General features: G+C 74.0%; 23 protein-coding genes. 12 read left to right on the forward strand and 11 right to left on the reverse strand.

The window, feature by feature from the left end:
• Window positions 1–130 precede the first annotated feature (130 nt).
• On the forward strand, window positions 131–691 hold the full coding sequence (locus tag NF338_RS12195) for a hypothetical protein (RefSeq protein WP_264031029.1): 561 nt from the start codon (window positions 131–133) through the stop codon (window positions 689–691).
• Between the two features lie 3 nt (window positions 692–694).
• Here the strand turns inward: NF338_RS12195 and NF338_RS12200 are convergent, their stop codons facing one another.
• A complete protein-coding gene (locus NF338_RS12200; protein WP_264031030.1) occupies window positions 695–1,399 on the reverse strand; it encodes a uridine kinase in 705 nt (234 codons plus the stop codon).
• Window positions 1,400–1,459: 60 nt separating this feature from the next.
• Between NF338_RS12200 and NF338_RS12205 the strand changes: the two genes are divergently transcribed.
• Entirely contained in the window at window positions 1,460–2,092 is a 633-nt protein-coding gene (locus NF338_RS12205) for an NUDIX hydrolase (RefSeq protein ID WP_264031031.1), read from the forward strand.
• Between the two features lie 69 nt (window positions 2,093–2,161).
• Here NF338_RS12205 and NF338_RS12210 read toward each other — a convergent pair whose 3' ends face one another.
• The 3 genes from NF338_RS12210 to NF338_RS12220 form a co-directional block, all read right to left on the reverse strand.
• The gene (locus NF338_RS12210) at window positions 2,162–2,821 is read right to left on the reverse strand and encodes a LutC/YkgG family protein (RefSeq protein ID WP_264031032.1); all 660 of its coding nucleotides are present in this window, start codon (window positions 2,819–2,821) and stop codon (window positions 2,162–2,164) included.
• Entirely contained in the window at window positions 2,818–4,419 is a 1,602-nt protein-coding gene (locus tag NF338_RS12215; protein ID WP_264031181.1) for a LutB/LldF family L-lactate oxidation iron-sulfur protein, read from the reverse strand. Before NF338_RS12215 ends, NF338_RS12210 begins: the two co-directional genes overlap by 4 nt.
• A gap of 122 nt (window positions 4,420–4,541) precedes the next feature.
• Entirely contained in the window at window positions 4,542–5,336 is a 795-nt protein-coding gene (locus tag NF338_RS12220) for a (Fe-S)-binding protein (RefSeq protein WP_264031033.1), read from the reverse strand.
• A 176-nt stretch (window positions 5,337–5,512) separates the two neighbouring features.
• Between NF338_RS12220 and NF338_RS12225 the strand changes: the two genes are divergently transcribed.
• Window positions 5,513–6,256, forward strand: coding sequence for a FadR/GntR family transcriptional regulator (locus tag NF338_RS12225; RefSeq protein WP_264031034.1), 744 nt, complete (start codon window positions 5,513–5,515; stop codon window positions 6,254–6,256).
• Between the two features lie 125 nt (window positions 6,257–6,381).
• Here the strand turns inward: NF338_RS12225 and NF338_RS20995 are convergent, their stop codons facing one another.
• From NF338_RS20995 to uxaC, 5 genes are all read right to left on the reverse strand, one after another.
• Window positions 6,382–7,992 carry an endo-1,4-beta-xylanase gene (locus NF338_RS20995; RefSeq protein ID WP_318783061.1) on the reverse strand — a complete coding sequence of 537 codons (1,611 nt, stop codon included), beginning with the start codon at window positions 7,990–7,992 and terminating at the stop codon, window positions 6,382–6,384.
• Window positions 7,993–8,246: 254 nt separating this feature from the next.
• Window positions 8,247–9,569 (reverse strand): RNA polymerase sigma factor, encoded by a 1,323-nt coding sequence (locus NF338_RS12235; protein WP_264031035.1) that lies wholly within the window; start codon window positions 9,567–9,569, stop codon window positions 8,247–8,249.
• A 10-nt stretch (window positions 9,570–9,579) separates the two neighbouring features.
• Window positions 9,580–9,936 carry a YciI family protein gene (locus tag NF338_RS12240; RefSeq protein WP_264031036.1) on the reverse strand — a complete coding sequence of 119 codons (357 nt, stop codon included), beginning with the start codon at window positions 9,934–9,936 and terminating at the stop codon, window positions 9,580–9,582.
• Complete coding sequence (locus NF338_RS12245; protein ID WP_264031037.1) at window positions 9,936–10,103, reverse strand: hypothetical protein; 168 nt, start codon at window positions 10,101–10,103, stop codon at window positions 9,936–9,938. Before NF338_RS12245 ends, NF338_RS12240 begins: the two co-directional genes overlap by 1 nt.
• Before the next feature lie 216 nt (window positions 10,104–10,319).
• A complete protein-coding gene (gene uxaC, locus NF338_RS12250) occupies window positions 10,320–11,819 on the reverse strand; it encodes a glucuronate isomerase (protein WP_264031038.1) in 1,500 nt (499 codons plus the stop codon).
• A 134-nt stretch (window positions 11,820–11,953) separates the two neighbouring features.
• Here uxaC and NF338_RS12255 point away from each other — a divergent pair, with 134 nt between their 5' ends.
• Complete coding sequence (locus NF338_RS12255) at window positions 11,954–12,988, forward strand: LacI family DNA-binding transcriptional regulator (protein WP_264031039.1); 1,035 nt, start codon at window positions 11,954–11,956, stop codon at window positions 12,986–12,988.
• Between the two features lie 157 nt (window positions 12,989–13,145).
• On the opposite strand, the gene NF338_RS12260 is transcribed toward NF338_RS12255, so the two are convergent.
• Complete coding sequence (locus tag NF338_RS12260) at window positions 13,146–16,523, reverse strand: family 16 glycoside hydrolase (RefSeq protein WP_264031040.1); 3,378 nt, start codon at window positions 16,521–16,523, stop codon at window positions 13,146–13,148.
• Between the two features lie 155 nt (window positions 16,524–16,678).
• A complete protein-coding gene (locus NF338_RS12265; RefSeq protein ID WP_087471137.1) occupies window positions 16,679–17,683 on the reverse strand; it encodes a LacI family DNA-binding transcriptional regulator in 1,005 nt (334 codons plus the stop codon).
• A 304-nt stretch (window positions 17,684–17,987) separates the two neighbouring features.
• On the opposite strand from NF338_RS12265, the gene NF338_RS12270 reads away from it, so the two are divergent.
• From NF338_RS12270 to NF338_RS12305, 8 genes are all read left to right on the forward strand, one after another.
• On the forward strand, window positions 17,988–18,275 hold the full coding sequence (locus NF338_RS12270) for a hypothetical protein (RefSeq protein WP_264031041.1): 288 nt from the start codon (window positions 17,988–17,990) through the stop codon (window positions 18,273–18,275).
• 482 nt (window positions 18,276–18,757) lie between these two features.
• The gene (locus tag NF338_RS12275) at window positions 18,758–19,585 is read left to right on the forward strand and encodes a sugar phosphate isomerase/epimerase family protein (RefSeq protein WP_264031042.1); all 828 of its coding nucleotides are present in this window, start codon (window positions 18,758–18,760) and stop codon (window positions 19,583–19,585) included.
• Window positions 19,582–20,541 carry an ABC transporter permease gene (locus NF338_RS12280; protein ID WP_264031043.1) on the forward strand — a complete coding sequence of 320 codons (960 nt, stop codon included), beginning with the start codon at window positions 19,582–19,584 and terminating at the stop codon, window positions 20,539–20,541. The genes NF338_RS12275 and NF338_RS12280 overlap by 4 nt, the downstream gene beginning before the upstream one ends.
• 69 nt (window positions 20,542–20,610) lie before the next feature.
• A complete protein-coding gene (locus NF338_RS12285; RefSeq protein ID WP_264031044.1) occupies window positions 20,611–21,633 on the forward strand; it encodes an ABC transporter substrate-binding protein in 1,023 nt (340 codons plus the stop codon).
• Window positions 21,630–22,445: an ABC transporter ATP-binding protein gene (locus NF338_RS12290; protein ID WP_264031045.1), complete on the forward strand. Its 816-nt coding sequence runs from the start codon at window positions 21,630–21,632 to the stop codon at window positions 22,443–22,445. The genes NF338_RS12285 and NF338_RS12290 overlap by 4 nt, the downstream gene beginning before the upstream one ends.
• Window positions 22,446–22,453: 8 nt before the next feature.
• Entirely contained in the window at window positions 22,454–23,551 is a 1,098-nt protein-coding gene (locus NF338_RS12295) for a Gfo/Idh/MocA family protein (protein ID WP_264031182.1), read from the forward strand.
• A gap of 179 nt (window positions 23,552–23,730) precedes the next feature.
• A complete protein-coding gene (locus tag NF338_RS12300) occupies window positions 23,731–25,368 on the forward strand; it encodes a mannitol dehydrogenase family protein (protein ID WP_264031046.1) in 1,638 nt (545 codons plus the stop codon).
• Between the two features lie 2 nt (window positions 25,369–25,370).
• Window positions 25,371–26,486 carry a mannonate dehydratase gene (locus NF338_RS12305; RefSeq protein ID WP_264031183.1) on the forward strand — a complete coding sequence of 372 codons (1,116 nt, stop codon included), beginning with the start codon at window positions 25,371–25,373 and terminating at the stop codon, window positions 26,484–26,486.
• Window positions 26,487–26,502: the final 16 nt, after the last annotated feature.

Raw genomic sequence — 26,502 nt, forward strand, 5'->3', positions numbered from 1 at the left:
GGGGCCACGTCTCACGTCTCGTCGCGCTCCGCGGCGGATTCGCGGGTCTCGGTGCAAGGATCCGGCCGCACGCGACAGGTTCTGGAGGAGGGTCCGGCGAACGTGCCGGCCGGCGGAGGGGGTGCCGACGATGAGCGACCGACGGGGACGACGGCGTGCGCTCGGCCTCGCCGGCGCGCTGCTCGTCGCCGCGGGCACGGCGTGCAGCGGCCCGGAAGGCCTCGTCACCGCGTGCCCCGCGGTCGGCTACGTGGCGCGTATCGAGGTCCGGCTCGACGACTCCTGGCCGGATCGGGACGCCTACGGCGTCTCCGTGAGCTGCGTCGGCGCCGACCCGTGCGGGCTCGTGCGCGACGGAACGATCCGGCTCGCCCCGGAGCCGGTCCCCTCCACGATTGCGCCGGTCCAGCCGGGCCGACCGGTCTCGCCGGACCAACCTGAGGTTGCCGAGACGTCGTCCGAACCGACGGGAGAGGACACGCCGACCGAACCGTCACGAGGCGAGTGGGTGGGATCAGCGCTCAACGGGCCGGTCGGGCGGATCCTCGTGCGTGTCGTCGAGCTCGCGTCGGGCGACGTCGTCGTCGAGCGCGAGGTGGACCCGGAGTTCGTGCTGACCACCGGCGACGTCGGGGGTGAGTGCGGCGGGCCGACCGTCGCGACGGTCGAGATCGCCGCCCCGCCGGGGTAGCGCTCACGCCGAGGAGGGTCGCAGGAGCGCGCGGATCTCCTTCTCGGCCTGCGTCGGCGTCAGCGCACGGCAGCCGAGCGACGTCCAGTGACGGACGAAGCCCGGCTCGGCCCGCAGCAGCGCCCACCCGCGCCGGAACAGCGTCAGCGGCGGCTTGCGCATCTCCGCGAGGTCTCGCAGCAGCCGGAACCAGAAGGTCACCAGGCGGTTGCGGCGCAGGCAGATCGCGTCGGCGAGCACGTCCTCGGCGCGCAGCGCGGCGACGATCTCTGCCGCGAAGATCCCCTCCGCCAGCACGACGCGCGAGCCCGTCACGTCGAGGTGCGTCGTGCCGGTGCGGGTCGACGTCGGGATGTCGTAGACCGGGACGTCGGAATGCCCGGTGCGCGCGAGGTCGACGAGCGCCGTGACCGCGCCCCGCGCGTCCCACGACCGTGGGTCGTCCCAGTCGACGATGCCGAACCGCGTCGGCAGGCCGGGGTGGTCGTGGTCGAGGTAGAAGTCGTCGAGCGCGACGACCGGGAGGCCGAGGCGCCGCGTGAGCGACGTCTTGCCCGAGCCGGACGCGCCCGTGAGGAGCACGACCCGCGTCGGGACCTCGCGCGATCCCGGCGGGAGGTCGAACAGCGCGGGGTCCGTGCCGAGGTCGTCGGTCGCGGGACCCGTGCCGGTCTCGACCGGGTCTCCGTCGTGCTGAGGGTCGCTCACGGGACCCCATTCTCGCAGCGCCGCACGGAGACGGGCACGCGCGCCGCGTAGCCTTCGCCGGTGACCACCCTCGATCCCGCCGCCCTGCTCGCCCGCGACGCCCTCGCCCGCCTCGACCGCTGGGAGCCGGTCGACGAGCAGCAGGCGGCGCTCGCGGCCGAGTACCGCGCGTTCGTCCGTGGCGACGGCGGCTCCGGTCCGCGCGCTGACGCCGTCCGGCGCGACGGCGGACCGCAGCACCTCACGGCGAGCTGCTTCGTGCTCAGCCCGGACCTGGACCGAGTCCTGCTCTGCTTCCACCGCAAGGGCCAGTTCTGGGTCCAGGTGGGTGGGCACACCGAGCCCGGCGACACGACGCTCGCGGGCGCGGCCTTCCGTGAGGCGCGCGAGGAGAGCGGCCTCGACGACCTCGTCCCGTTCGACCCGGACCCGGACCCGTCTGCCGACGCCGCGCCCGCCGCCCCGGTCGACGTGCACCGGCACGACCTCGCCGCCGCGTTCGGCGCGTGCCGCACGCACTGGGACGTCGGGTTCGTCGCGTTCGCCGACCCCGAGGCGCGCACTGCCGTGAGCGACGAGAGCGAGGACGTCGCGTGGTTCCCGGTCGATGCCCTGCCGGCCGGAACGCCGGACGACTTCCCGGCCCGCCTGGCGACCGTCCTCGCGGAGGTGCGCCACCGCCGTCGGGCATGACCTCTGCCGCGAGGTAGAACGCGCGGTCGCGACGTAGAACGTGCGGAGCTCTCCTGGCGACCGCGGTTTCTACCTCGGCGCCAGGATCACGTGGAGGGTGCGTGGGCCGTGGACGCCCTCGACGCGGGAGAGCTCGATGTCGCTCGTCGCGCTCGGGCCGCTGATCCATGTCTGCGGTCGCTCCGGGTGCGCGGCGAGCAGCCGGACGCCCTCCGGGACGGTCTGGACCACCTGGTCCGTGCGCACGACGCACACGTGCAGGTCGGGGACGAGCGTGATCGCGCGCCGCCCCTGGTCGGGCTCGCCGTCGAGCACGATCGTGCCCGTGTCGGCGATCGCGACGCGCGCCGCGGTGACGACGGCGTCCACCCGGTCCAGCTCGTCGGGCGTGCGCGGGTCGTCGCGCGTGTCGGGTACGACGACGGTCCCGTCGCCCAGGGCGCTCAGCCACGCGACGTCGAGCCCTGGCGGCACGACGACGGACGCCGCGTCCGCGAGCAGGTCGCCGACGATCGTGGCCACCTCGGCCGGGTCGGCGGCGCGGTGAACGTGCGCCCGGTAGTCGACGAGCCGGTCGACGAAGAGGTCCACGGCCTCCGGCGAGCCGGGGTCGAGCTCGCCGCGCTCGCGGTACGCCCGCGGGACGGAGCCGGACGCCGCCGAGCCGCTCGTCATCGACCCGCCGAGCGCGCCGCGCACACGGCCGAGGACGTCGTCGCGCGCGCTCATCGACCCTCGCCTCCCTCGCCGAACCCGGGATTGCTCCCCGGGGAAGGCCCGACCTGAGGAGAGATCTCGGGTTCGGCGAACCCTGGGTCGTTCCCCTCCGCAGACCGGTCCTGGGGAGGGACCCCGGGGTCGGCGGGCGCGGTGGCGGGGGCGGGGCGGTCGCGCCACCAGTCGCGGAAGGTCTGTTTCGCCGGGGCCGGGAGGTCGCGCGAGCGGGTCCACGCGGACGCGGGCGGCGGGAGGGTCGAGATCCGGCCCTTCGGCCCGGCGACCACGCGCCCCAGACCCGCCGCCTTCTCCGCGAGCTCGAACCGCCGCGCGTCGGACATGACGAACGACGCGGCCTTCATGGCGGCGCCCCAGCCGGTGGGGCGGCCACGGTCGGCGTCGACCTCGCGCGCCCGGAGCTCGACGAGGATCGACGGGATGTCGATCTTCACGGGGCACACGTCGTAGCACGCGCCGCACAGCGTCGAGGCGTAGGGAAGCGAGGCGTTCGGGTCGTGGTGGCCGGAGAGCCCGCCGGAGGACTTCGTGAGCTGCGGCGTGAGGATCGCGCCGATCGGGCCGGGGTACACCGACCCGTACGCGTGGCCGCCCACCCGCTCGTACACCGGGCACACGTTGAGGCACGCCGAGCAGCGGATGCAGTGCAGCGCGGCACGCCCGACCTCGTCGGCGAGGACGTCCGTGCGCCCGTTGTCGAGCAGCACGAGGTGGAGCTCCTGCGGCCCGTCGCCCGGCGTGACGCCCGTCCACAGGGACGTGTACGGGTTCATGCGCTCTCCCGTGGACGAGCGCGGCAGGAGCTGCAGGAACACCTCGAGGTCGGTGTACGTGGGCACGACCTTCTCGATCCCCATGACGGTGATGAGCGTCTCGGGGAGCGTGAGGCACATGCGCCCGTTGCCCTCGGACTCGACGACGGTGAGCGTCCCCGTGTCCGCGACGCCGAAGTTCGCGCCGCTGATCGCGACCTTGGCCGAGAGGAACTTGCGGCGCAGGTGGGCGCGCGCGGCCATGGCGAGCTCGCGCGGGACGTCGGAGAGGTCGGGCGGAGCGTCGCCCATGCGGGCGAGGAAGATCTCGCGGATCTCCGCGCGGTTGCGGTGGATCGCGGGGACGAGGATGTGCGACGGCATGTCGTCGGCGAGCTGCACGATGAGCTCGGCGAGGTCCGTCTCGTACGCCGCGATCCCCTCGGCGGCCAGCGCCTCGTTGAGCCCGATCTCCTGCGTCGCCATGGACTTCACCTTGACGACCTCGTCGGCGCCCTTCGCCTTCACGAGGTCCGCGACGATCCGGTTCGCCTCGTCGGCGTCGCGCGCCCAGTGCACGACGCCGCCGCGCGCCTCGACGTTGCGCTCCAGCTCCTCGAGGAGCTCGGGCAGGCGCGCCATGACGTCGGTCTTGATCGCGGAGCCCGTGTCGCGCAGCGCCTCCCAGTCCGGCACCTCGCCGACGACGGCGGCGCGCTTGGCCCGGATCGTCGACGTCGCGTGCGCGAGGTTGCGCCGCAGCTGCGTGTTCTGGAGCGCCTCGCGCGCCGCGTCGGGGAACGACCCGCCCCAGCGCAGCGGCGCCTCCGGGTGCGGCACGTCGCCGAACGCGTCCGACGCCGCCGCTGCGCCCGCCGAGGTGCCGTGCCCGCCCGGGCGGGCGACGTCGTCGGGCAGGGTGCGCGCGCCGCGCGGCACGGGCAGGCCGAGGAACGTGCGGCTCACCGGGCACCCCCGCGCATCGACGGACCGACCCCGGCGGGGGCGGGCGTGTCCTTCGTGGACGCGAGGATCTCCGCGAGGTGCAGCGTGCGGACGCCCGCGCGGATGCGCGAGAGGCCGCCGCCGATGTGCATGAGGCACGACGCGTCGCCCGCGGTGAGGACCTCCGCGCCGGTGGACTTCACGTGCGTCATCTTGTCGGCGAGCATCGCGGTCGAGGTCTCGGCGTTCTTCAGCGCGAAGGTGCCGCCGAACCCGCAGCACGACTCGGCGGCGGGCAGCTCGACGAGATCGATGCCCTCGACGGCGCGGAGCAGGCGCAGCGGCTTGTCGCCCACGTGGAGCATGCGCAGCGAGTGGCACGTGGGGTGGTAGGTGACGCGGTGCGGGAAGTAGGCGCCGACGTCGGTCACGCCGAGCACGTCCACGAGCAGCTCGGACAGCTCGTACGTCTTCGCGGCGACCGCGTCGGCGGTGCGCGCGAGGTCGTCGAGCCCGGCGCGTCGGCAGACCATGCCCTGCTGGTGCCGGACCGAGCCCGTGCACGATCCGGACGGCACGACGATCGCGTCCCACTCGCCGTCGAGCACGGGGGAGAACGCCTCGACGTGGTTGCGCACCACGGGGACCGCCTCGTCCAGGTAGCCGGTGTTGACGTGCATCTGACCGCAGCACGCCTGCCGTTCGGGGAAGAACACCTCGTGCCCGAGGCGCTCGAGGAGGAGGGCGGTGGCGCGCGGTGCCTGCGGGAACATCACGTCGCCGATGCAGGTCGCGGTGAGGGCTATGCGCATCGTTGCTCCGGGGGAGGGCGAGTCGGGTCCAGTCTCGCCGGGCCGCGTCGTCGCCGCCTGCCGGGACCGCCGCGGTGAGGCGCCGCGGCTGTGGTCTGACCACAGGTCGTCCACTGTAGACCACGCGACGGGGTGAGGTCTGACCACAGCGCCGCCGGGTCGCCTACCCTGGGCGGGTGCGCACCCACGAACGCGTCCTCGCCCGCATCGAGGCGGACCTCGCCGCGGGCCGCTGGGCGCTCGGCGAGCGGCTCCCGGCCGAGCGCGCGCTCGCTGAGGAGCTGGGCGTGTCGCGCCCCTCCGTGCGCGAGGCGATCCGCGTCCTGGAGGCCATGGGTATCGTGCGCACGGCCGTCGGGTCGGGGCCCGACGCCGGTGCGACCGTCGTCGACCGGCCCGCCGCGGGCCTCGGTGCGGCCGTGCGGCTCCACGTCGCGTCGGGGACGCTCGCCGTGCGGGACGTCGTCGAGACGCGGGTGCTGCTGGAGACGTGGGCGGCGCGCGCGGCGGCCGAACGGGTCGTCGCCGCGCGGGACACCGGCCAGCGGTCGTCCGAGCCAGGACCCGGTGTCCCGGAGGTCGCCGGGGCGCTCGCCGCGGCGGGTGCGCTGCTCGACCGCATGGACGACCCGGCGCTCGCGGCGGCCGAGTTCCGCGAGCTCGACGCGTCGTTCCACGTGCTGCTCGTGCGGCTCGCGGGCAACCCGCTCGTGGAGGCGGTGATGACCGGGCTGCGTGGCGCGATCGAGTCGTACGTCGCCCAGGGGAGCGTGGCCCTGCCGTCCTGGGACCGGACGGCGACGCGCCTGCGCGCCGAGCACCGCGCCGTCCTGGCGGCCGTGACCGCGGGCGACGGTGAGCGTGCCGCGCGCGAGGTCCGCGCCCACATCGAGGGCTTCTACGCCGAGACGGGGCTCTGAGCGACGTCCGGTGCGGCGGCGTCGCGGCCCGGTCACGGTCGGGCCTGGAGCGGCGTGCGATCACGCTGTCCTCCGGTCCTGCGCCGGGATGGCGAGACCGACGGTCCCGCCACCCCGGCGCCCCGTCAGGCCGAGCAGGTGGCCGTCGGGAGCGTGGTGTTGCCGTTCGAGTACAGCGTGATGCCGAAGGCGTCGCCGTTGCCGTTCGGTGTCGCGGTGAGGGTGCCGCTCGTGCCGGAGACGGCGGCGTTCCAGGAGTTCTGGAGGCTCTGGCCGGAGCCGGTGCGGATGGTCACGGTCCAGTCAGAGGCGCCCGAGACCTGGAAGGTCGCGTTGAAGCGGTCGCCCCAGGAGTCGCCCCGCGTCACGGTCACGGTGCACGTCTCGCCACCGCTGCCGCCGGAGGCCGACGCACAGGTGGCGGTGGGGAGCGCGGTGTTGCCGTTCGAGTACAGCGTGATGCCGAAGGCGTCGCCGTTCCCGTTCGGTGTCGCGGTGAGCGTCCCGCTGGTGCCGGAGACGGCGGCGTTCCAGGAGTTCTGCAGGCTCTGACCGGAGCCGGTGCGGATGGTCACGGTCCAGTCGGAGGCGCCCGAGACCTGGAAGGTGGCGTTGAAGCGGTCGCCCCAGGAGTCGCCCCGCGTCACGGTCACGGTGCAGGAGCCGTCCCCGCCCGGGTTCTCGCCGGGGCCGCCGGGGGTCCCGCCACCGCTGTTGAGCTGGTCGAGCACGGCGGTGTAGGCGGCCTTCTTGGTCCCGTTGCCGTCGAACAGCAGCGGGGTTCCTGACGCACGCCACGAGTCGGTGTCCCGCACGCCCCAGACGGTGATGCCGGTGCAGCGCGACACGGCCATGCACGCCTGGACGACGCCGCGGTACTGCTCGGCCTGGGAGGAGCCGGAGCCCTCGATGTCGAGCTCGGTGATCTGCACGTCGACGCCCAGGTCGGCGAAGCTCTGGAGCGTGGTGTGGTAGTTGCTCGGCACCGGGTTGCCCGAGTTGAAGTGGGCCTGGAATCCGACGCAGTCGATCGGCACCCCCCGCGCCTTGAAGTCGCGGACCATGCTGTAGACGGCCTGCGTCTTCGCGTGGCTCCAGTTGTCGGTGTTGTAGTCGTTGTAGCAGAGCTTGGCGCCCGGGTCGGCGGCGCGGGCCGCCCGGAACGCCGCCTCGATCCAGTCGTTGCCGGTGCGCTGCAGGTTCGAGTCGCGGCGGGCGCCCGAGCTGCCGTCGGCGAACGCCTCGTTCACGACGTCCCACGCGTAGATCTTGCCGCGGTAGTGCGTCGCGACCTGCGTCACGTGGTTGAGCATCGCCTGGCGGAGCGCGGAGCCGGACATGTTCTGCATCCAGCCCGGCTGCTGCGAGTGCCAGGCGAGGGCGTGCCCGCGGACCTGCTTGCCACGGCTCGTCGCCCAGCTGACGATCTGGTCGCCCTGGGAGTAGTTGAAGCTGTTCTGGGACGGCTCCGTCGCGTCCATCTTCATCTCGTTCTCGGCCGTGATCGTGTCGAACTCGCGGTTCGCGATGGTCGTGTACGTCGAGTCGGACAGCCTCCCGGCCGCGAGGGCGGTGCCGAAGTAGCGGCCGGACTCGCCGGCCGCTGCCTCGAGGGTGGAGCCGGCGGCCTGGGCGGAGCCCGCGCCGACACCGGCCGTGATGAGCACGGCAACGAGGGCGGCCAGCGTGGCCGACCTCCTGCCGTTCGTGCTGCGCAAGGGTAGTGCTCGGGTCATCGTCGATCCTCTTCCTCCCGGGGTGGACCTCCGTTGGCCCACCAGCGCGAACAACGTGCGCGAGTGACGCTAGTCACATCGTGAGGGGACGGCAATCGTTATCGATAACGTTTTACATGCTGGGACGAGCGACGGAGTCGTGCGCTTTGGGGTGACGTGTCAGATTTGCGGCACCGTGGTGCTCTCGCTCACCACGAGTTCCACCAGGTGAGTTCCAGAACACTCGCCTCGGCCCACAGGTGGAACGTCGACTCCTACGGCGCGGTCGGCGTCAGCCCGGCCAGGCGGCGTTCCAGGAGGCGGCGGTCGCCCTCGCGGTCGACGAGCGCGAGGGCGCGGTGCAGGTCGACGGCGGCGTCCGCGGGCCGCCCGGCGCGTACGAGGAGCTCGGCGCGCACCGCCGGCAGCAGGTGGTAGCCCGCGAGTGCGGGGTCGGTGGCGACGGCGTCCACCGCGGCGAGGCCGGCGTCCGCGCCGTGCGCCTCGGCGACGGCGACGGCGCGGTTCAGCGCGACGACCGGCGAGCCGGTGAGGTCGAGCAGCACGTCGTACAGGCCGAGGATCTGCGGCCAGTCCGTCGCGTCGGCGTCGGAGGCCTCGTCGTGCAGCGCCGCGACGGCGGCCTGTAGCTGGTACGGCCCGGGGCGCCCGACGGCGAGCGCCGCCTCCAGCTCGGCCACGCCCTCGGCGATCTCGTCGTGCCGCCAGCGTGCGCGGTCCTGCTCGGCGAGGGTGCGCGTCGAGCCGTCCGGACCGACGCGCTCGTCCCGGCGCGCGTGCTGGAGCAGGAGCAGGGCGAGCAGCCCGCGGGCCTCGGGTTCGTCGTCGAGCAACCGGGCGGCCAGGCGCGCGAGCCGGACGGCGACGCCGGCGAGCGCGCGCCGCTCGGCTGATCCCTCGACCACGTCGGCGGGCTCCGCCCAGGCGTCGTAGCCCTCCGTGAAGAGCACGTACAGGACGGCGAGGACGCCGTCGACGCGCTCCGCCCGGAGCTCGGCGGGCGGCACCCGGAACGTGATCCCGGTCGCGCGGATGCGGCGCTTGGCCCGGACGAGGCGCTGCGCCATCGTCGCCTCGGGGACGAGGAAGGCGCGCGCGACCTGCGCCGTCGTCATGCCGGTCAGCGACCGCAGGGTGAGGGCGACCCGGGCCTCGGCGGGCAGCGCTGGGTGGCAGCACGTGAACAGCAGGCGCAGGAGGTCGCCGTCCGGGTCGTCCAGGTCCCACGCGTCGTCGTCGAGGCCGAGGGCGACCTGCTCGACGACGGGGTCCGGGCCACCGTTCCGGGACCCGGCGTCGACGCGCTCGCCCAGGCGGCCCGCGGCGGCGACGCGCTCCGCCTCGACCCGGCGCCGGCGCAGGACGTCGATCGCGTGCCGGCGGGCCGTCGTCGTGAGCCAGGCGCCGGGCCGCTCGGGGACGCCGTCGCGGCCCCACGTGCGCAGCGCGGTCGCGAACGCCTCCTGCGCGGACTCCTCGGCGAGGTCGAGGTCGCCCGTGCTGCGCGCGACCGCGCCGAGGACGCGTCCCCACTCGGTGCGGAACGCGTCCTCGACGGCGCGGCTCGTGCCCGTCACGACCGGCAGGTCACGACCCGTCGAGGTCGAGCGGCCACGCCGGGTGCAGCTCGATCGCGCCGCCGTATGCCATGGGGTGCTCGGACGCGATGGCGATCGCGGCGTCCAGGTCGGGCGCCTCGAGGACGTCGAAGCCGGCGATCGTCTCCTTGGTCTCGGAGAACGGCCCGTCGGTGACGAGGACCTTGCCGCCGCGCACCCGGACGCCCACGGCGTCCTCCGCCGGCCGCAGCCGGTCGCCGACCACCGCGGCGCCGCTGCCGTAGTGGCGGTCGACCCACTGCTCGATCGGGGGAGCGGCCTCGGCCTCCTCGGGGCGCAGGTCGGGGTCGTGCGGCGTGCTGAGCACGAGCATCAGGTAGCGCATCAGAGGCCCTCCGCCCTCGTCGTCGCGGGCCGGCGGAGCGCCGTCGGCCCGTAGAACGCCACGTCGGCGACGTCGATGCCGTCGCCGACGCTGCGCCGTCCGTCACGGTAGCGGAGGCCCGGCGGCTGCTCCCGGTTCGCCGCGAGGATCGTCTCCAGAAAGGTCATGGTGCCTCCTCCGTCGGTGCGGCCCGTGCGGCCGCTCATCAGGACGACGAACGACCGTCGCCGAGATCGACACGTCGCGCGGGCGAGTTCTCGGAGGGTTCTGCGGCGGGCGCTCCGCGCGAGATCGACCCGAGCGTCCGAGATCGACCCTCGGGAGGTCGATCTGAAGACGGGCGGGTCGATCTCGCGGGCGTGAGGGGGCTCCGGCGACGGGGTTCACGCACCCGGCCGGGGGTAGGACGCCTTCGGCAGGTGGTAGGCGAGGTCGACGGCGGTGTCGATCGCCTCGTCGAGGTCGAGCCGGTGCTCGGCGACGAGGCGGGCGAGGTGGCCGGCGTCGATCCGGCGCGCGAGGTCGTGGCGCGCCGGGACGGAGCAGAACGCGCGCGTGTCGTCGACGAACCCGCTCGTGTTGTAGAAGCCCGCGGAGTCGGTCGCGGCCTCGCGGAAGCGGCGCATGCCGTCGGGGGTGTCGAGGAACCACCACGGGGCGCCGAGCCGCAGCGCCGGGTAGACACCCGCGAGCGGGGCGAGCTCGCGCGAGAAGGTGTCCTCGTCGACGGTGAACGCGATCATCCGGAAGCCCGGGTGGTGCCCGAACGCCTCGAGGACCGGGCGCAGCGCGCGCACGTACTCGGTGCGCTCGGGGATGTCGTAGCCCTTGTCGGGCCCGTACGCCTGCGCGACGCCGGCGCAGTGGTCGCGCAGGACGCCCGGGTGCAGCTGCATGACGAGCCCGTCCTCCGCCGACATCGCGGCCATCTGGAAGAGCATGTGCGCGGAGAAGGCCCTGGCGTCCGCCGCGGTGGCCTCGCCGCGCAGCGCGCGGTCGAGGACGCGGGCCGCGTCGGCGTCGTCGAGCGGCGTGGTGTCGGCGGTGAGATGGCCGTGGTCCGTCGCCCGGGCGCCGGCGGCGACGAACGCGGCGCGGCGCGAGCGGAGCGCGTCGAGGAAGGACCGGTAGTCGACGACGTCGGTGCCCGCCGCCGCGCCGAGCTCGGCGACCTGGGTGGCCCAGTCCGCACGGTCGACGTGCAGGAGCGGGTCGGGGCGGAACGTCGGCACGACCCGCTCGCCCCAGCCGTCGGCCGCGAGGCGCGCGTGGTCGGTGAGCGGGGACTGCGCGGGGTCGGTCGTCGCGAGGAGCTCGAGGCCGAACTGCTCGAAGAGCGCACGCGGACGGTACTCGGGGCGCGCGAGACGGTCGACCAGGTGGTCGTACAGCGCGTCGGCGGTCTGCGCCGACGGCTTCACCGGGGCGCCGAACACCTCGACGAGCGCGTGCTCGGTCCAGTAGCGCGTCGGGGTGCCACGGAACAGGTGCCAGCCCGCGCAGAACCGGCGCCAGATCTCGCGCGGGTCCGTCTCGGCGGGCGGGGTGCCGTCGGGCGCGCCGGGCACGGGCGCGACGCCGAGGTCCTGCACGCCGCGCACGCCCGGTGCGCCGTGCGGCGACGTGCTCTGCGCGACGAGCATGCGCACGAGGTAGTGGTCGGGCGTGACGAACAGCGCGGCGGGGTCGCCGAACGGGGCGTCGTCGGCGAGCAGCGCGGCGTCGACGTGCCCGTGCATGGAGACGATGGGCAGGTCGCGCGTCGCGGCGTAGACCTCGCGCGCGAGCGGGCGCAGCACCGGGTCGGCGGGGAGAGCGCGGTCGGGGTGCAGGGACCACGGCGCCGTCGCGGTGGTCGGGTCCAGGTGGGCCGTGCTCGTCACGGGTTCCTCCAGTGGCGTCGTTGCGAACGTTTGCATCCTACGTCATCGGTGTTCTGATGTGCCACGACCCCCGAGCGCTACAATCGTTCGCAGCCCCCGTCTCCCCACGGGGTCCCAGCGCCGAGGAGGCAGCCGTGGTCACCGTCCGTGACGTCGCCCGCGAGAGCGGGGTGTCGATCTCCACGGTCTCCCGCGCGCTCGCCGAGCCCGAGCGGGTCGCTCCGGAGACGCGCGACCGCGTCGTCGCCGTCGCCAACCGCCTCGGGTACCGGCCCAACCGCGCCGCGAGCGGGCTGCGCGCCGGCCGCACCGGAGCGCTGGGGCTCGTGGTGCCCGACCTGGAGAACCCCTACTTCGCGTCCGTGACCAAGGGCGTGCAGGCGCGGGCGCGCCAGACCGGCCACGCCGTCTTCGTCGTCGACGCGGGGGAGGACCCCGCGCTCGAGACGGAGCTCGTGACCGGTCTGCGGTCCCAGACGGACGGGCTCGTGCTGTGCTCCCCGCGCGCCGCCGAGGCGGACCTCGACGCCGCGCGCGACGCCCCCGTCGTCCTCGTCAACCTCCGGCACGACGGCGTCCCCTCCGTCTCCTCCGACGACGCGCACGGCGTCGTCCTCGCCGTCGAGCACCTGCGGGCGCTCGGGCACCGCCGCGTCGCGTACGTCGGCGGGCCTGACCGGTCGTGGTCCGACGCGCGCCGCCGCGCCGGGCTCGACGCCGTCCGCGAGCGCTACCCGGACGTCGAGACCGTGACCGTCGGGTCGTTCCGCCCCCGCGTCGAGGGCGGTCGTGCGGCGGCCGACCTCGTCGTCGCGTCGGGGGCGACGGCGGTGCTGGCCTACAACGACCTCGTCGCCCTCGGCCTCGTCGCTCGACTCCGGGAACGCGGCGTCGACGTCCCGCGCGACCTCAGCGTCGTCGGGTTCGACGACACGTTCGTCGCGACCCTCGCCTCCCCGCCGCTGACCACGGTCCGCACGGACCTCGCGCACCTCGGCGCCCGCGCCGTCGACCGCCTGGTCGCGGCGCTCGGCACGCGCCGCCCGAACGCCGCCCCCACCGTCGGGGCACCCCCCGAGGCGTCGGCGGACGACGTCCTCCCGGTCGAGCTCGTCGTCCGCGACTCCACGACCCTCGCCCCCACCGGCCAGCCGGTCCCGCCGAGATAGAGCCTCCCGTCTCCGGGTAGAGCTCGCGGGGCTCTCCCTCGCGACCGGAACCTCTATCTCGCGCTGCCCGGGTTCTTCCTCCGCAGACGACGGACCCGGGGCCGTCTCGTGCGCCGGGGTGGCGCACGAGACAGCCCCGGGTCCGGGACCGGGTCGGTCAGCCGCAGGTCGGCTGGCCGTGCTCCGGGGTCGCGACGGTCTCCCGCTCGTCAGAGGTGTCGGACGGACGGGCGGTGACGGTCACGGATCCGGCCGCCGGGTCCTCCGCGCCCCGGACGGCGAACGACTGGTAGGCGTTCTTGCCGGGAGCGACGTCCGTGAACGTCCTGGACCCGAACGGCGTGTCGAGGACGACGTCCAGCGGGACGGAGTCCTCGTTGAGCGCGCGGACGGCGACGTACGGCGTGCCCGCGAGGCACCGGACCTCGGCGGTCGCGGTGATCGCGACCTCCTCCTGGCCGGGCTCCTCCACGCTGGGGAGGCGCTCGATCCAGATGTTGCGGAACCGCGGGTTGAGGCCGGGGTCGCCGTGGTCCTGGAGCTTGATGTACCCCGACGTCGGGCCCTCGTTCTTCCCGTTGCCGGTCTTGCCGGTGACCGCGACGTCGTCGTGCACGACCTGCCCGTTCCACACGAGGGTGATGCGGGCGTCCTCGGTCTTCTTGCCGTCGGGACCGAACCGCGCCGCCCGGAACTCGAGGTCGTACGTCTGCCACGTGCCCATCGGGGTCGCGGCGTTCACGTCCGGGGCCTTCTGGAGGTAGATCGACCCGGCGTCGTTGTTCTTCGGCGGGTCGATGCCGAAGGACTCGAGCACCTGCACCTCGTACCGCTCCTGGATGTAGACGCCGCTGTTGCCGCGGGCCTGACCCGTGACGTCGGGCGCGTGCTCGGGCTGGTACCACTCGACGTGCATCCGGAAGTCGTCGAACTTCTCCTTGGTGCGGATGTCGCCGCCGAACGACTCGACGGAGCCGTCGGCGATCGGCCAGGTCGCGGGGCCGCCGCCGTTGACGGTCGCCCACTGGTCGAGGTCGTCGCCGTCGAACAGCGCGATGCGCTCGGTCGGGGTGACCGTGAGGCTGTCGAGGTTGACGTGACCGATGTCGTCGTCGTCGTGCCGGATCGTGATGGTGTTGGCACCCTCGCGCAGCGGCACGGTCTCGACCTGGGTGGCCCACGTGGACCAGGCCACGGTGCTGTCGAACCAGACCTGCTTGATCTTCCCGCCGTTGACGTAGAGGCTCAGGTTCCTCGGCAGCGGCGCGGGGTCGCTGTTCTGGCCGTTGGCGTAGCGGATCGCGAGGTCGTGCAGGCCGGCCTCCTCGGTGCGGACGGCGAACGTCGTCTGCGCACCCGGCTCCCAGTTGCGGTCGACGAACCCGGAGCCCGAGTAGCCGGCGTGGTTGCTGTTCCACCCGGCTCCGCCCTCGATGTTCGCTGCCTCGGCCTCGTAGACCGGCGGCGCGACGGACCCGTCGGGCAGGCGCGTGAGGGTGTACCAGGCCTCGGTGCTCCAGAGCTCCTGGCCGCTCTCCGACGCGAACGGGCGCGGGGAGTGGACGTTCACGACGCGGCCGGGCTTCAGCCCGTCGATCTGGAGCGTGACGGTCTTGCGGTCCTCCGAGACGGTCGCGGCCGTGACGTCGAGGTCTTCCTCGTCGACCTTCGGGCCCCCGTACTGCGGGGTCGCGACGTAGCGCCACTGCGCGGCGGTGTACTTCGACGCGAGGTCCTGCGCCGTCTCCTCGGACAGCGGCTGCGTGTACTCGATCTCGAAGCCGCCCTCGACGGCCCGCATCGCGAGCATGTCGAACGCGTTGTTGTCGTCGTACGTGAGCTTCTGCAGGCCGTAGGAGAGCTTGCCCGCCTGGCCCCAGTTGCCGGACCAGCCGATGCCGCCGACGTAGATCGCACCGTCGGGGCCGACGCTCGTCCGGCTGACGCCGGACTCCAGGCCCTGCGTCATGCGGAAGACGGCACCCTGCTCCTGGCCCGCGACGTCCTCGAGGTAGGCGCGCTGCAGGCCGCCGTACGTGACGTCGCCGATCGCGAGCTGACCGGCGAACACGCCCTCGGTGAGCACGACCGGGTTGCTGGGCGAGTTCGAGATCTCGCTGTGCGGCATCCACAGGACCGGCTCGGTGACGGGCTGGTCGTCGTAGGGGCCGTCGGGGTTGGTGAAGTGGTTGTAGAACGCGCCCTCCTCGACGCGCACGAGCTTGGACGTCGGGATGCGGACGCCCTGGTTGTCGGCGACGTACATGGCGCCGTCGGCGCCCCAGCCGAGCCCGTTCGGGGTGCGCAGGCCGCCCGCGACGTACTCGACCTCGCCGGTCTCCTTGCTGATCTTCATGACCGAGCCGCGGTTCTCCGCGAGCTGCGGGTCGAGCGAGTTGCCGCCCGGCACCATCGCGATGCCGGTCGTGATGTAGAAGTAGCCGTCCTCGTACAGGAGGCCGAACGCGAACTCGTGGTAGTTGCCGCCGAACGGCCAGGTCGCGATCGTGTCGTACTCGTCGGCGACCTCGTCGCCGTCGGTGTCGACGAGCGCGGTGAGGCCGTCCTTCTCGGACACGTAGATCGTGCCGTCCACGTACTTGAGGCCCATCGGCTCCGTCAGGCCCTCGGCGACCTTGGTGTAGGTGACCTCGTCCGCGCCGGTGTCCCCCTGGACGTGGTCGATCAGGTAGACCTCGCCGCGCTGGGTGAGCCGGTCGCCGCCCCACGTGGAGATGGCCAGACGGCCGTCCGGCAGCCAGTCCATGCCGGTCACCTGGGGCTGGAAGCCCTCGGGGCGCAGGTCGGTGAGCGTGTAGTCGGGGTGCACCTCGGTGAGGGGCAGGCCGTCGCCGGGGGCCTCGGTGACGCCCTCGCACTGCTTGCGGCCGGGCGAGGTGACGCGCGTGACGTCGGCGTCGGTGCTCAGCACGGAGTTCGGCACGACGACGTAGCCCGACGCGCCCGGCGGGCGCCACTCGAGCTTGAGCCGCTGGTCGAACTCGCCGTCGAAGTGGTCGATGCGCAGCGCGCGGTACCCCGCCTCGAGCGCGATCGACCCTTCCTTGGGCGTCGCGCCGTGGCGTCCCGGGTGGTCGACGACGAGCTCGTCGTCGAGCAGCAGCCGCGCGCCGTCGTCGTTCGTGATCCGGAAGTCGTACGTCCCGGCCTCGGGGACGTTCAGGTACCCCGTCACCTCGGTGACGAACTTGTCCGTGAGCCCGAAGTCGGCCGCCGTGGTCCAGTCGATGGTCGGCATGATCTTGTCGACGTTGGGCGTCTGCCCCGGCTTGAGCGTGCAGTAGTCGTCGAGGATGACCTGGACGTCGAAGACGCGCAGCGTCACGCCGGGCTCCTGCGGGCGGATGTCCGCCTGCGTCGCGGCGGGCGCGGCGGTCGGCACCGCGGCCTGGGCCGTGAGGACGCCGGACGGCACGGCCAGGGCGGCGAGCGCCGCCACGACGACGCGCCGTCTTCTGCGTCGGTGCCCGGGCGTGGCGTGCGGGGGTGGTGCGTCGGTCGAGGGGTGTTCCATCAGCCTGCCTCTCCGTCGAGGACCGTGCGTCGGACTGCGCACAGGGCGCGCATCGGTGCGCTGTGCCGTCACTATCCGGGGGCGCGCGCGGTCCGGGCAACGAGTTGCCACTTGTTGCCCCCTGTCCCGCCGACGGCGGTGCCCGCGGGGCGCGGTCAGGCCGGGCGGCCCGTCGAGCCGCGCTCGACGAGCTTGGCCGGGAGCAGCGTCGGCCCCGCGGCGGGCGCGGGCGACGGGCGGAGCTGTGCCAGGAGCCGCTGGACCGCGAACGACCCGAAGTGGCGCAGCGGCGCGGCGACGGTCGTGAGCGGCGGGGTGCAGAAGTCCGAGCCGAAGATGTTGTCGAACCCGACGATGCTCAGGTCGCGCGGGACCTCGACCCCGAGCCGGCGCAGGCCGCGCATCGCGCCGATCGCGATGAGGTCGTTGTACGCGACGGCCGCCGTGGCGGGGTGCTTGACGAGCGACTTGGCCGCGGAGAGCCCGCCGGCGAGCGTCGGCGGGAACGGGCCGATCCGCCGTGCCTGGACGTCGGTCTCGCGCGTCGCCTCGCGGAACGCGCGCCAGCGCATCCCGTCGGCCCACGACGCCTCGGGCCCCGCGACGTAGGCGAGGCTGGTGTGCCCGAGGTCGGCCAGGTGCTCGACGGCGCTGCGCATGCCCTGCGCGTTGTCCGTCAGGACGCTCGGGACGTCCGTCATGTGCCGGTTCATGACGACGGTGGGACGCTGCTTCGCCGCGACCCGGATCGAGGAGTCCGAGAGCCGGGAGGTCGCGAGGACCAGGCCCTCGACGAGGGGCAGAGTCCGGTCCAGCGCGCGGCGCTCCGCCTCGTCGGACTCGTGGGCGTCGACCATGAGCAGCGTGTACCCGGCGTCGCGGGCCGTCTTCTCCGCGCCGCGGATGATCTCGAAGAAGAAGGGGTTGGTCACGTCGGCCACGACGATCGCGAGGAGCGAGGTCCGGCCCGTCGGCAGGCCGCGGGCCAGCGGGTTCGTCCGGTAGCCGAGCTCGCTCGCGACCTGGCGGATGCGCTCCGCGGTCTGCGCGTTGACGCGGCCGGGACGCGAGAACGTCCGTGACACGGTCGAGGGGGCGACGCCGGCCGCCTGGGCGACGTCGTAGATCGTCGGGCTGGCACCATTGCCGGCTGAGGTCATGCGGTCGGACTGTATCGGCCTTGACAGCGGTGGACAACAACCGGTTGTCGTCCTCGTGTCGCGGTCGTGCCGCGTGACCAGCGCGTACGCACCCGTGGCCCGTACCGTGCGACGACCCGTACGCGGTGCGTCCCGTGGCAACCCACGGCAACCGACGGCAACTCCTTGACGGGCCCCGACGGGCATCCTCCAATGGCTCCGTGATCTCGCGTGCGAACGCGTCCCTGCGCCCGACGACGGCACGTCGGCGGCCTGGACCTCGACCCTCCGGTGCCGCCACGGTCGTGCCCGGCGGGCGGTGCCGATGAGCCGCACGGACCAGGCGCCGCCGGTCGACCTCGCCGTCGACCGCGCCCGCGACGGCGAGGCCGCCGTCCAGGTCGAGGCGGCCGAGAGCGAGCTGCGCCGGCTCGGCCTGGAGGACCTGCGGGTCCACCACCACGGCGACCTCGCCCGGATCGAGGCCCCCCACACGGAGCTGCCCGTCGTGGCGAGCGAGCCGTTGCGCGGCGAGGTCCTGCGGGCCGTCCGGTCGGCGGGCTTCCGGCTCGTCGCCCTGGACCTCGGCACCCCGCCGGACCCCGGCGCCTGACGCCCGGCGCGCCCCCGCGCACCCCGGCGCCCCGCCCTGACCGTCACCGACCCGGCCCGGCCCGGCGAGCCGTCGACGGTCCGTCACCGAACCGTCGCAGGGCGTCGTCCAGCGGCGCCGCCCGGTGGCAACCGACGGCAACCACGCCCTCCCGCGCGTGTCGTCCTCACGTCACGGCTCGGCACCCGCGGCCCGGCGCGCCTCGCGCCCCCGCCGCTCGTCCAGCGCTGTCAGGTGCAACAAATGGCAACTCGTTGTCCATGCCTTGGCCCGCACCTACTGTCCATGCCAGGCGCACGGAGAACGAGCTCCGTGCGCAGGACCTCGACCACCGTCCCGTACGACCCCGCGTCCTCGCCTCATCGGCCCCGCGCCGCCCCTCCGCACGAGCCCCTCCCCGGGCCGGAGGCTGCGGCCTGCGGGCTCACGGTGCCGGGCCGCGGCGTCGCCACGGGAGCCACCAGCAGAAGGGAGGGCGCTCGATGTGGACGCTCTCGGGCTTCGCCGACGAGATCTCCCCTGACGTCGAGACGCAGTGCGTCGTCGCCTCCGAGCTCGGGCTGGGTTTCGTCGAGCTCCGCAGCGCGTGGGGCACCAACGTGCTCGACCTCGACGACGACCAGCGCGAGCGGGTCGCGGGCCTGCTGCGCCGGTACGACCTTCGCGTCTCCAGCATCGGGTCCCCCGTCGGCAAGATCTTCGTCGACGAGGACTTCGACCCCCACCTCGACCGGATGCGCCACGCCGCGCGCGTCGCCCGGCAGCTCGGGGCCCCGTACGTGCGGGTGTTCTCGTTCTTCGTGCGCCCGGGGACCGACCCGGCGTCGTGGCGCGACGTCGTCCTGCGCCGGATGGCGGCGCTCGCCGACGTGGCGCGCGCGGCCGGCGTCGTGCTGGTCCACGAGAACGAGAAGGACGTCTACGGCGACGTCCCGGAGCGGTGCCTCGACGTGGTCGAGTCCGTCGGCTCGCCGCACCTGGCCCTCGCGTGGGACTCGGCCAACTTCGTCCAGGTGGGCGTGCGGCCCTTCACCGACGGCTACAAGCTGCTGCGCCCGTACCTGGAGTACGTCCAGGTGAAAGACGCGCTCGCGGCGACGGGCGCCGTCGTGCCCGCCGGGCGCGGGGACGGCGAGGTGCCCGAGACCGTGCGTGCGCTGCGCGACGACGGCTTCGACGGGTTCTTCTCGCTCGAGCCGCACCTGAGCGAGGCGCACAGCCTCGGCGGGTTCTCCGGGCCGGAGCTGTTCACCGAGGCCTGGGAGGCCTTCACCACGATCCTCGACGCCGAGGCGGTGCCGTTCCGATGACCGACGCGCCCAGCTCGGACGTCCCGCCGACGACCCGGACCACGACCATGGAGGACCGCACGATGACGACTGCCCAGGAAGTGCGACCGGCCCGCCAGTCGGTGCCACCGCCCGCCGGGGCGGCCCGCCGCCCCGGCCCGCGTCCGCGCGGCACGACGTCGGTCGGCGGCCGGCTGGCGGCGGTCGCCTCGGCGGCCTGGCGCCCCGCGCTGGTGCTGCTCGCGCTGTTCGCCGTGTGGTGGTTCGTCGCGTGGCGCGAGCTCGTGCCGGCGTACCTGGTCCCGTCGCCCGGGGCCGTGTGGGACACGATGGTCGAGGACTGGGCCATGCTCGCCGAGCACACCTGGGTGACCACGATGGAGACGGTCGTCGGGTTCGTGCTCGCGTCCGTGATCGGCGTCGCGACGGCCGTCCTGCTCGTCTACTCGCCGACGGCCGAGAAGTCGCTCTACCCGCTCATCCTCTTCGCCCAGGTGATCCCCAAGATCGCGATCGCCCCGATCCTCGTGGTCTGGTTCGGGTTCGGCGCGGCCCCCAAGATCATCCTCGCGGTGCTCATCGCGTTCTTCCCGGTCGTGGTCTCGGCCGTCGCGGGGCTGCGGTCGATCGACCCCGAGCTGCTGGAGATGTCGGCGACCATGGGCGCGTCGCGGTGGAAGACGTTCCGCAAGATCCGCTTCCCGGGGTCCTTGCCGCAGCTCATGTCCGGGCTCAAGGTCGCCGTCACGCTCGCGGTGGTGGGTGCGGTCGTCGGCGAGTTCGTCGGCGCCGACCGCGGCCTCGGGTACGTGCTGCTCCTCGCGAGCGGCAACCTCGACGCACCGCTCCTGTTCGCCGACCTCATCCTCATGTCGCTCATCGGCGTCGTGCTGTTCCTCCTCGTCGAGCTGCTGGAGCGGCTCCTCATCCCGTGGCACGCGTCGAGGCGCGGGAACCTCGTCCTCGCGTCCTCCTGACCCACCCCTGACCCACCCCAGAGTTCGCCGCCCCGACGACGAGGCGGCGCGAGCAGAAGGAGTCTTCCCATGCGTGGTGCACGTCTGACAGTCTCGCTGGCCGTGGCCGGCGTCGTGGTGGCGGGGACGGCGGCCTGCGGGCAGTCGGCCGACCCGTCCGGGCCCGCGGAGGGCGAGGGCGGTCTCACCGAGGTCACCGTCACCCTCAACTGGGTGCCCTACGGCGAGCACGCGCCGTTCTACTACGGCGTCGAGCAGGGGATCTTCGAGGAGGAGGGGATCGACCTCACGATCCAGCCGGGCAACGGCTCGGGGAACACGGTCCAGCAGGTCGCGCAGCGCAACACCGACTTCGGCTGGGCCGACACCCCGCCGCTCGCGAACGCCATCAGCTCGGGCATGCCGGTGCGCAGCGTCGGTGTGTTCCTCCAGACCGGGCCGAGCTCGGTGGAGTTCTTCGCCGAGCAGGGCATCACCGAGCCCGCCGACCTGGTGGGCAAGACGGTCGGCGGCACGCCGGGAGACGCGATGTACGGGACGTTCCCGGCCTGGCTGGAGCTCAACGGCGTCGACCCGGCGGACGTGACCGTGGTCAACGTGGACGCGGCGGGCAAGATCGCCGCGCTCATCGAGGGCAAGGTCGACGCGATCCAGGGCTTCCACCACGACCAGGCGCCGACGATCGAGAACCAGACCGGCGAGGAGGTCGACGCGCTGCCCTTCGCGGACTTCGGCATGAACCTGCTCGGCACCGGGCTGGTGGCCAACGAGAAGCTCATCGCGGACGACCCCGAGCTCGTCGAGGCGATGGTGCGCGCGACGTCCCGCTCGTTCCTCGCCGCGTCCGAGGACCCGGACGCCGCCGTCGCGGCGATGGCCGCGGGTGCCGAGCAGGCGCCCGACGAGGCGGTCCTGGCGGCCCAGCTCGCCGCGACGATCGAGCTGCTCAACCTCGCGGACGCGCCCGCCCCCGGCGTGAACACCGAGGAGCAGTGGACGGACACCCTGACGTTCCTGTCTGAGAACACGGACTTCGACGGCGGCACGAACCCCGCCGACTTCTGGGACGGCGCGTTCGGGGCGGACCTGTGACCGCGACCGAGCTCGCGGCCCCCGCCGACGCGGTCGCCACGGAACCCATCATCGAGGTCCGGGACCTCACGATGCGCTTCACGTCGAAGCGGTCGGAGACCGTGGCGCTCGACGACGTCTCCCTGAGCGTCCAGCCGGGCGAGTTCGTCACGATCGTCGGGCCGTCCGGCTGCGGCAAGTCGACGCTGCTGAAGATCGTCGCGGGCCTCACGGCCTACACCGAGGGCGAGGTGCGCCTGTACGGGCAGCCCGTCACGCGGCCGCAGCGCGACATCGGGTTCGCGTTCCAGCGCTCGGCGCTGCTGGAGTGGCGCGGGGTGCGCAAGAACATCCTGCTCCAGGCGGAGATGCGGGGCATGGACAAGCGCCGGGCGCAGGAGCGCGCGGACGCGCTCATCGCGCTGACCGGGCTCACCGGCTTCGAGAAGGCCCTGCCGCACGAGCTGTCCGGCGGCATGCAGCAGCGCGTCGCGCTGTGCCGGGCCCTGCTGCACGAGCCGCGCGTCCTGCTCATGGACGAGCCGTTCGGAGCGCTCGACGCGCTCACGCGCGAGCAGATGAACATCGAGATGAACCGCATCTGGCGCGAGACCGGCACGACGATCGTGCTCGTCACGCACTCCGTGCCCGAGGCGGTGTTCCTGGGGAGCCGGATCGTCGTCATGAGCCCGCGCCCCGGACGGATCGTCGAGACCCTCGAGCCCGGGCTGCCCGACGAGCGCGACTACGGCACGACGCTCGTCGACCCCCGGTTCACGGGTGCCGCCGAGCGGCTGCGCGACCTGCTCGGCGCCAGCCACGTCGCCGAGTGAGCGCGTCCGTGCGGTCGGCCCCGGGGGGCACCGGTCCCGGCGTCGGCGTCGGGATCGTCGGGATGGGCAGCATCGGCGTGCTGCACGCGCGGGCGCTGCGCGACCTGGCGCCGCGGGCGCGGCTCGTCGCGTACAGCGGGGGCGCGGGCCTCGACGACGACGTGACGCCGTCGGGACCCGCGGCGCACCTGGCGCCGGACGAGGTGGTGCGCCATGAGGACGTCGACGTCGTGGCGGTCTGCACGCCGAGCGGGAGCCACGCGCGCCTCGCGCTCGCGGCGCTCGAGGCGGGCAAGCACGTGGTCGTGGAGAAGCCGCTCGCGGTGACCGTCGAGGACGCGCTCCGCGTCGAGCGCGCGGCGCGCGAGCGGGGCCTGGTGGTCTCGATGGTCTCGCAGCGCCGCTTCGAGCCCCAGCACCAGGCGCTCCGGCGCGCGCTCGACGACGGCGCCCTCGGCGAGCTGCGCCTCGTCGCGACGCACGTGCCATGGTACCGCGACGACGGCTACTACGCCGCGGCACGGTGGCGGTCGTCCACCGCGGAGGGCGGCGGGTCGCTCATGAACCAGGGCGTGCACAACGTCGACCTCCTGCGCTGGCTGTGCGGGCCGGTCGAGTCGGTCACCGCCCAGGCGGGGACGCTCGCGCGTGCGTCGGACCCCGGGCCGGGCGCCGCCGGCGACACCGCCGAGGACACCACGGTCGCGACGCTGCGCCTCGCGTCGGGTGCGCTCGGCGTCGTCACGACGACGACGGCCACGCCCCCGGGGTTCCCCGCCACCCTCGCGCTCCACGGGTCGCACGGGTCGGTGGAGCTCGCGCAGGACGAGGTGCTCCGCTGGGACGTGCCGGGCGTCCCGGCGCCCACGTCGGGGACCTCGACGGGCGGCGCGGCCGACCCGCTCGCGATCGGTCACGCCGGTCATCGCGTGCAGTGGGAGCAGGTGCTCGCGGCCCTGGACGGCACGGCACCGCCCCCGGTCGACGCCGCCGACGCGGTGGAGACGGTCCGGCTCCTGTGCGCGATCCGCGAGGCCGCCGCGACCGGCCGGGCCGTCCGCCCGAGCGACCTCGCGGTGCGAGGGGCGGCGACGCCGGCGCGGTGACGCCGTCGGCACGCCCACGATCGGTGCGCTCGGGTCTGCGAACGTTTGCACCCCCATCCTCCTTGACTCATGGACACCAGTAATCCAATGGTTACAATCGTTCGCACAACCAGTTCGGGGCCCAGTCCCCAGCCGACCGCCGGCGACCCCGTCGCCGACCGACACCCGCAGGAGGTCGCGTGACCGCCCCGACCGACGTCCCGAGCCGACCCGGCCCGACGTCATCCGCCGCGACGCCGGCCGACGCCGCACGGTCGGCGCGACCGCGCCTGCGCCGCGACGCCCACCCCGCGTTCCCGCCGGCGCCCGTCCGCCCGACGCAGGTCGGGATCGTCCACCTCGGGATCGGCGCGTTCCACCGTGCGCACCAGGCGGTCGTCACCGAGGACGCCGCGCGCGCCACGGGCGAGACGCGCTGGGGCATCCTCGGCGTGACGCAGCGTTCCGCGTCGGTGCGCGACCACCTCCGGCCGCAGGGCGGGGTCTACACCGTGCTGACGGTCGGGCCGGACGGGGCGTCCCCGCGCGTCGTGGGGTCGGTGACCGACGTCGCGTGGCCGGCCGAGGAGACGGCGCGCGTCCTCGCGGCGCTCGCCGCGCCGACGACGCACGTCGTGACGCTCACCGTCACGGAGAAGGGGTACGCGCGTCGCGCCGAGGGGCACCTCGACGTCGACGCCGTCGCGGGCGACCTCGACCTGCTGCGCCGCGAGGAGGCGGCCACGGGCTCTCCGGGCGCGGACGCGCCGGACGCGGGCCTCCCGGCCGGCGCGGAGGACGTCGCCGACGCCGACGCGGCGACCAGCGCCGTCGGGCTCCTCGTGCGCGGCCTCGCGGCACGCCGTCGGGCCGGGGGAGCGCCCCTGACCGTGCTGAGCTGCGACAACCTCGCCGACAACGGGCACGTGCTCGCGCGGCTCGTGAGCGAGGCGGTCGACGCCGCGCTCCCGGGCGCCGAGGGTGACGCGCTGCGCGCCTGGCTCGCCGCGTCGGTGACCTTCCCGTGCAGCATGGTCGACCGCATCGTGCCCGCGACCACGCCCGCGCAGCGCGACGAGGTCGAGACGCTGCTCGGCGCGCGCGACGAGGGCCTGGTGGTGGCGGAGCCGTTCCTGCAGTGGGTGATCGAGGACCGCTTCGCCGGGCCGCGCCCCGCGTGGGAGCGGGGCGGGGCGACCCTCACGAGCGACGTCGCTCCGTACGAGCGCGCGAAGCTGCGCCTGCTCAACGGCGCGCACTCCTACCTCGCCTATGCGGGCTCGCTCGCGGGGCACGCGACGATCGCCGCGGCCGTCGCGGACCCGGCGCTCGCCGCGGGGGCGCGGGCCCTGCAGGCCGACGCGCTCGCGACGCTGGACGCGCCCGACGGCGTCGACCTCGCCGCGTACGCCGAGACGCTGCTCGCGCGGTTCGCGAACCCCGCGACGGGGCACACGACGCGCCAGGTCGCGATGGACGGGACGCAGAAGATCCCGTTCCGCTGGGGTGCGACGCTCGCCGACCTCCTCGCGGCTCGGCCGGAGGCCCCGGCCCCGCAGGGCGTCGTGGCGGCGCTCGCCGCGTGGGCCGGGTACGTCGTCGCGGAGGCCCGGGCGGGGCGCACGGTGGACGACCCGCGCGGCGACGAGCTGCGCGCGGTCGTCGGGGGTGCCCCCGACGACGACTCGGCCGTCCGCGCGCTCGTCTTCCTCCCCGGCCTGCTGCCCGGGGTCCCGGACGGGCGGCTGGACGAGGTCGCCGACGGGGCCGTCGCCGCGGCCGTCGGCGCGAGCGCGACGGGCACGACCGGCACGACGAACGAGGAGGCTGCGCCGTGAAGATGGGGTTCCGCTGGTACGGGGAGGGGAACGACACGGTCACGCTCGACCACGTCCGCCAGGTCCCCGGCGTCGAGACGATCGTGTGGAGCCTGCACGACAAGCAGGCGGGCGAGGTGTGGGAGCAGGCGGAGATCGACGCCGAGGTCGCGAAGATCACCGGCCTGAGCGACGAGGCGAGGGCGCGCGGGATCACCCGGACGTTCGACGCGGAGGTGGTCGAGTCCGTCAACGTGCACGAGTCGATCAAGCTCGGCAAGACCGTCCTCGGGCGCAGCCGCGACGAGGCGATCGAGAACTACGTGACGACGATCCGCCGGCTCGGTCGGGCCGGGGTGAAGGTCGTCTGCTACAACTTCATGCCCGTCTTCGACTGGCTGCGCACCGACCTGTGGCACCCGCTGCCCGACGGCTCGACCGCGCTGTTCTTCGAGCGCGCCGTCGTGGACGCGACGTCGCCGCAGAGCCTCATCGCGGACATGGAGGCGAACACGCACGGGCTCACGCTGCCCGGCTGGGAGCCCGAGCGGCTCGCGAGCTTCGCCGAGCTCGACGCCGCCTACGAGGGCGTGACGCGCGAGGACATGTACGCCCACTACCGGTACTTCCTCGACGCGGTGATCCCCGCGTGCGAGGAGGCCGACGTCAAGCTGGGCGTGCACCCCGACGACCCGCCCTACGACGTCTTCGGCTGGCCGCGCGTCGTCTCGACCAAGGACGACCTGGCGCGCGTTCTGTCCCTCCACGACAGCCCGTACCACGGCCTGACCCTGTGCCTCGGCAGCTTCTCCGCGAACCCCGAGCAGGACGCGGTCGACGCCGTGCGCACGTTCATGGACCGCATCCACTTCACGCACGTGCGCAACATCAAGCACCTGGGGAACGGCGACTTCACCGAGGTCGCGCACCGCGCGTGCGAGGGCAGCGTGGACACGACGGGCATCATGCGCGCGTACGCCGAGGCGGGCTACCAGGGCTACGTGCGCCCCGACCACGGCCGGCACCTGTGGGACGAGAACACGACCAACAAGCCCCGCCCCGGCTACGGCCTGTACGACCGCGCGCTCGGCATCCAGTACCTGCTCGGCGCCTGGGACGCGTTCCGCTACGACGCCTGACGGCGGGCCGCTGCCC

The sequence above is a fragment of the Cellulosimicrobium sp. SH8 genome, from assembly GCF_025818875.1.
In the GTDB taxonomy this organism is placed as follows: domain Bacteria; phylum Actinomycetota; class Actinomycetes; order Actinomycetales; family Cellulomonadaceae; genus Cellulosimicrobium; species Cellulosimicrobium cellulans_D.